The organism is Bacillus sp. MYb78 (assembly GCF_002975115.1).
Lineage (GTDB): Bacteria > Bacillota > Bacilli > Bacillales > Bacillaceae_G > Bacillus_A > Bacillus_A cereus.
The window spans coordinates 1-5,534 of record NZ_PCOB01000052.1 but is presented as its reverse complement, the minus strand read 5'-3'; the positions used below and the strand labels follow the sequence as shown (position 1 = coordinate 5,534).

Below are 5,534 nucleotides of genomic sequence, written 5' to 3'. Positions count from 1 at the left end.
GTTACGTGAATGGAAAAAGCAATCGAATCAAGCAAAGAAGAAAAAGAAGAAAAAACGAAAAGAGAAATTAAGTACTCGTGACATTGAAGATTTAATGGGGATGCATAGACCTTGTTATGAACGTAGACGTGGAGCAATAAGACAAAAGTAATTTAAAAATAAAAAGGAGTGGTCTTACATGACTAAACAATTATCTTTCTTACCAAAAATCGATAGAACAGCGACACAAGAGGAATTAGAAGGCGTCTTGGAAAGTGTACGTATACATAGACAATTTGGGATGATGCGTAAAGAAATGAAAGTCACTCCTTCTTATGAAGTACGTGAGCATGGTCCTACACATACAGTTGGGAAACCATTAGAAGATGTTGCTATAGCAAATATTCAACAAAGTAAACGAGAAGAGTGGCTTGAAAGAATGTCAGTACGTATTGATCAGTTTCTAAATCGATTAGGAAACGGACGTGCAGGAAGTATACAAAGAGATATTATTTATAAACGGTATTTAGAAGAAGAGGACGTATGTGATTACATGGTTTATAACGAAATAGGGATGTCAGAGCGTACTTATCGACGTTGGAAGTCTAAAGCGTTTTATAAACTTGCTTTTGCGCTTGGATTAGAAGTTTACGAGACAGAAGAGACTGGAGGTAAAGAATAATGAATTTTGTTCAGCCAATACGTGATCCAGAAGAAATACAGCAGCTAAAAGATTATTTTAAAGAAAAGAGCTTACGTAATTACATTCTCTTCATTATGGGCATTAATACAGGTCTTAGAATCTCGGATATTTTGAAACTGAAGGTAGGAGATGTCAAGGGCAGTCATATATCTATGAGAGAAAAGAAAACAGGGAAACAGAAACGAATACAAATTACTGCAGCACTGAAAAGAGAACTGAAATGGTTTATTGAAGAAAGGGAAGACAATGAGTATTTATTGCAAAGCAGACAAGGTAAGAATCGTCCTATTGGTCGTAGCATGGCATATAAGATATTAAGCGGAGCAGCGTCAGAGTTCGGGTTGGATGAAATAGGAACACATACGTTAAGAAAAACATACGGGTATCACATGTACATGCAAACAAAAAACATAGCATTACTCATGGAGATATTTAATCACTCGTCAGAGAAGGTCACGTTACGTTATATAGGTGTAAATCAAGATGCAATGGATAAAGCAATGACTAGGTTTAAAATCTAAGCATTGCTTATTTCTTTTAAATCTAGGGGTATCGTAGTATTTTTGAAAAAACACGTTAAAAGTATGCAAGGTTTTATACAGTTTTTTGGCTAATCCAGTAACAAACAATAACCCTAAAATCGCGCTAGGATAGGAATGTATAAAAAATGCATAGATCCATAGAACAAAATAGAAGGTTCCTTTCTGTCGATAATGAGACGTTATGTTAATTAGGTTTGGATATTGTATACATCGTCTTTTCTTCAACTAAGAGTGCAGATTCATACAATAGGAATTATTTTTAAAATTATAAAATAAGAAAAAGTGAACCTATATTAATACTGATAGAGCTATGTTATTATCAAAATAAGGGTTTTACCCTTATTCCCTTTTTATAGGAGAGTGTTTAACATGATTATCAAGTTCATTCGTTTACGTTAATTTTAAACACAATTCGTTATGCCTAACTATTTTTTTAAAAAATATGTGGGTTTATTTGATTGTGTCTTTTTTATTAACTAAATACGAATGAAATGAGGAGTTAATCATGACTGAAAAGATTATTAAAATTAATGAAATTGATATATGTACAGAGAGCTTTGGCGATTCAGCAGATCCAGCAGTCTTACTGATTATGGGAGCCATGTGTTCAATGGTTTATTGGGATGAGGAATTTTGTCAACAATTAGCTGATACCGGCCGATATGTTATTCGTTATGATAATAGAGATGTCGGACGGTCAACTACTTATAAACCGGGGAGTTCCCACTATACTGTGGTAGATATGGCTGATGATGCGATTGGAGTACTTGATGCATATCATATTGACGAAGCACATATTGTTGGAATGTCATTGGGTGGAATGATTGCTCAAATTGTAGCCTTAAGGAACCCTCAGAGAGTTCTAAGTATAACTTTGATTGCATCAGGTATTTTTGGTTCTGAAGACAACAACAGGAATTTACCTCCGATCGATGAGAAGATACTCGCTTACCATGCTAATGCGGCCAAACTAAATTGGTCAGATGAAGAATCTGTTGCAAATTACTTGGTTGCAGGATCAGATTTACTCTGTGGTTCAAATCATAAATTCGATGAGAAGAGGGTTTATAAGCAGGTAGAAAAAGAAATAAAACGAGCAAATAACCTACTCAGTATGTTTAATCACTCCCTTCTTAAAGGTGATGATTCTTATGAAGGGAAGTTAAAAGGAATCAATATACCTACTTTGGTTATCCATGGTACAGAGGATATAGTGCTTCCATACGAGCATGGTCTTGCTCTTGTTGATGAAATTCCCCATGCTTTGTTACTAACCCTAGAAGGGGCGGGTCACGAGATTCACTGTGACGATTGGAATCATATAATCAACGCTATTTCGAATCATACTTCAGTCCTATAATCATTATAGGAGCCGTATAAAACAAAAAAGATTTGGAAAAAGGGTTACAATCGAATCTGTAACCCTTTTTTTCTATTAAAAATCATTTTTGGAACTGTTACTCAGTTAAAAATTATTAATGCTCAGTGATTGATATTTCCTTCCTATAAGAGGAAAGTATGAAAGAATAGAATTTAATTGAATATGTTTTCTATTACCCGTTTCAAGCTTTTCCCCATACCTTTTACTGCCCATACTAGTTTAAGGAACACTTTAAAGATAGCATCCCATACGTGTTCATTAATAAAAAATTCGTATACTTTCTTTAACCACTCTTTCGGGGATTTACTCTTACGTTTAAACCTTTGCCAATGCGTTTCTTCACTAGTTTTCATAACTACCCCTTCTTTCTTAATCGAATATGCTTTCTATTAGAAGTTTTAACACCTCGCTATAATGATGAAAAGAACGAGGTTTATCATATCTGGCAATTTAATCACTCCTAATTTTAAATTAAATTCATTATATAACGATTTCTAAATTTTAAGTTAATTACCGGTGAGAATTAAGCAAAATTTAAACAAAAACACCTATATTAGGTTTTAGTTACAGGTTTTCCCCCTATAAAATCAACTATTTGCGCCACCAACTATGGGGTACGCGAATTACTTTGATATTATCTTTGAACGAACAAAATAACTCCTTTCGAAAAACAAATGAACTGATATTAATCAACTTCCAATAACGAGAATTATGTAAATAAGCTGTCCACATGGGCAGCTTATTTTATTTTTGTCTTAGCTTGTTTTTCAAAATATTAGTGGTATCTCAATACGGTTACTCATAATTTTCGTACTGTGTAACTCAAAAGAGAAAGTGAAATGAAATCAATGATACCAAGGGATTAAGCAAAGGGTTCAGTTACACACAATATAAGATATGGGTAACTAATATGATATAATAAACAAAATTACATTAATATATAATGAGGTGCAAATAATGGGATATAAAATTAAAGAATGGGAAGATCGTTATCGCCATAGAACGGATATAAGTAGTTACTTAGTCCATCTAACTAAAGGGAAATTTGATAATCGTGGAAAACGATTAAAAAGTGCTCAACGTGTTTTGCAAGAAATTTTAGAATCGAAAACATTGAAAGGAAGTACGACTAAATCAGGATATATTAATGGCCCTAATTCAGCAGTATGTTTTCAAGATATGCCTTTGAGTGGTGTATGTCAGAATACTTTATTCGAACAACTACGTAATCAAGAGGAAGCGCAAAGAAGATATGTTCCAATTGGAATAGCTTTCCCAAAGCATTATGTTTATCAAAAAGGTGGTAGACCTGTACTATATGAAAAGAAAGAAATTGCAAAAAAAATTCTACCTCAAGAAGAGTGGTGGAGAATAGTAAACTTTGATTTAGATGATGAAGAGAATATCATAGATTGGACTCATGAAAGAGAATGGAGAACAAAAGGTGATTTTGAATTTGATTTAAAAGAAGCCACAATTTTATTAGTAAATCATAACGCATATGAGAGTTTTATGAATTCCACTAAAGAAGATATATTAAAACAGCTTGGTGGTGTTGTAGTGTTACGTTCAGTTTTATATTAAAGAGAGTGGCAGAGTCGTGACCGATTTTTGGCAGGAAATGTGCCGGTTGTTTTGGAATCTACGTGATATATTTGTATTGTGAGAAGTGGCGGAAAACACAACTTACTATGTTGTTTCTAAATTTCTAAACGGTTCATAATGACGCACATAAAATCCGAAACCAGCAGATGGTAATGATTGAATGATACTGTCATTAGGGAGAGCTTTTGCTCTTCTTCCAGTTACTTAATATTGTTGATGCGTATCAGCAGTTCATCATTAGGTGATTGGAATAAGAATAAAACTTCACGTACCGTAATTAAAGTATAAATTAATAACCAATTTCAAAGCATCCATACGGGTGCTTTTTATTTTGGATTAAGAGGTGATGTAATGGAATGGTTAGATTTCTTGATCGGTTTTTGTGTAGGCTCTTTATTCGGAATTGTATTCTGTTCTTGGTTAGAGAAGAGGCGAGAACGGGAAATTAATTTTGAAATTGAACTATCATTGCGAAAGGAAATGGAACAATTGAAAGCAATGAAAGATAAGGGGTGAGATGATGCAACCTCTAACGATACAAGAGATTAATAAACTATATGAGCAAGATAAGATTATCAAGTTCTATAAGCATTCTTATTGGAGAAGGAACATTAGGATTAAGGCGTTAGAGAGAGGCAACAGTGAGTGTCAGGAGTGCAAGCGCAAAGGTAAGTACAGCAAAGGTAGGAATGTCCATCACATCAAAGAGTTACGTGACAGACCAGATTTAGCGTACGTATTAAGCAACCTAGAAACGCTATGCATTCGCTGCCATAACAAAGAACATGGCAAAGAGAAAAACATAGTGAAGAAGCGTTGCACGATAGTAGATGAAGAGAGGTGGTAAGTGTGGACAGCCTAATGATACAAGGTAACATATATGACTTGCAATTCATCAAGACATTAATGAAAGACGGAACAGATGATGAACGTGCTTTAGATATATTTAAACAGTTTCAGCGTGACATCTACACAACATACAAACTGATACGTCACATATGTAATCCAAGAGCATGTGAGAAGATTACACTTGAAACTGTAAAGAAAAGTCTACGTGAACATTGGTTAGAACATTATCTAAATATGACTTTAACAGAAGCTCATATTATTATTGAATATGCTGAGCTATTCTTTGGTTTAGCTATTAAATGATTAACTTACTTATAAACATTCTTCTAATAGCTTTAATGATTTGCAATGTAAATATCATTGTTATCGATAAGATAAATAAGAAGTTAGATAAAGAATTAAATTAAAATAAATTTCCTAAGACACCCCCCGGGTAAAATATAGAAACAATTTTGCTGGGGGACCGAGCAACGCG

8 protein-coding genes are annotated in these 5,534 nt (G+C 33.8%); 7 read left to right on the top strand and 1 reads right to left on the bottom strand.

What is annotated here, in order from left to right:
• Window positions 1-178: 178 nt before the first annotated feature.
• The 3 genes from CQ064_RS32685 to mle all read left to right on the top strand — a co-directional run bounded on the left by CQ064_RS32685 (window position 179) and on the right by mle (window position 2,584).
• On the top strand, window positions 179-661 hold the full coding sequence (locus CQ064_RS32685; RefSeq protein ID WP_000166187.1) for an ArpU family phage packaging/lysis transcriptional regulator: 483 nt from the start codon (window positions 179-181) through the stop codon (window positions 659-661).
• Window positions 661-1,203, top strand: coding sequence for a site-specific integrase (locus CQ064_RS32680; RefSeq protein ID WP_001012110.1), 543 nt, complete (start codon window positions 661-663; stop codon window positions 1,201-1,203). The genes CQ064_RS32685 and CQ064_RS32680 overlap by 1 nt, the downstream gene beginning before the upstream one ends.
• Window positions 1,204-1,729: 526 nt before the next feature.
• Window positions 1,730-2,584, top strand: a complete 855-nt coding sequence (gene mle / locus CQ064_RS32675; protein ID WP_000136603.1) for an alpha/beta fold macrolide esterase — start codon at window positions 1,730-1,732, stop codon at window positions 2,582-2,584.
• A 173-nt stretch (window positions 2,585-2,757) separates the two neighbouring features.
• Here the strand turns inward: mle and CQ064_RS32670 are convergent, their stop codons facing one another.
• Entirely contained in the window at window positions 2,758-2,958 is a 201-nt protein-coding gene (locus CQ064_RS32670) for a hypothetical protein (RefSeq protein WP_000858032.1), read from the bottom strand.
• Between the two features lie 604 nt (window positions 2,959-3,562).
• Between CQ064_RS32670 and CQ064_RS32665 the strand changes: the two genes are divergently transcribed.
• From CQ064_RS32665 to CQ064_RS32655, 4 genes are all read left to right on the top strand, one after another.
• Complete coding sequence (locus CQ064_RS32665) at window positions 3,563-4,189, top strand: hypothetical protein (RefSeq protein ID WP_000540784.1); 627 nt, start codon at window positions 3,563-3,565, stop codon at window positions 4,187-4,189.
• A gap of 372 nt (window positions 4,190-4,561) precedes the next feature.
• On the top strand, window positions 4,562-4,726 hold the full coding sequence (locus CQ064_RS33890) for a hypothetical protein (protein WP_000455006.1): 165 nt from the start codon (window positions 4,562-4,564) through the stop codon (window positions 4,724-4,726).
• Between the two features lies 1 nt (window position 4,727).
• Window positions 4,728-5,057 carry an HNH endonuclease signature motif containing protein gene (locus tag CQ064_RS32660; RefSeq protein ID WP_015055127.1) on the top strand — a complete coding sequence of 110 codons (330 nt, stop codon included), beginning with the start codon at window positions 4,728-4,730 and terminating at the stop codon, window positions 5,055-5,057.
• Between the two features lie 59 nt (window positions 5,058-5,116).
• Window positions 5,117-5,362, top strand: a complete 246-nt coding sequence (locus tag CQ064_RS32655; RefSeq protein ID WP_003269337.1) for a hypothetical protein — start codon at window positions 5,117-5,119, stop codon at window positions 5,360-5,362.
• Window positions 5,363-5,534: the final 172 nt, after the last annotated feature.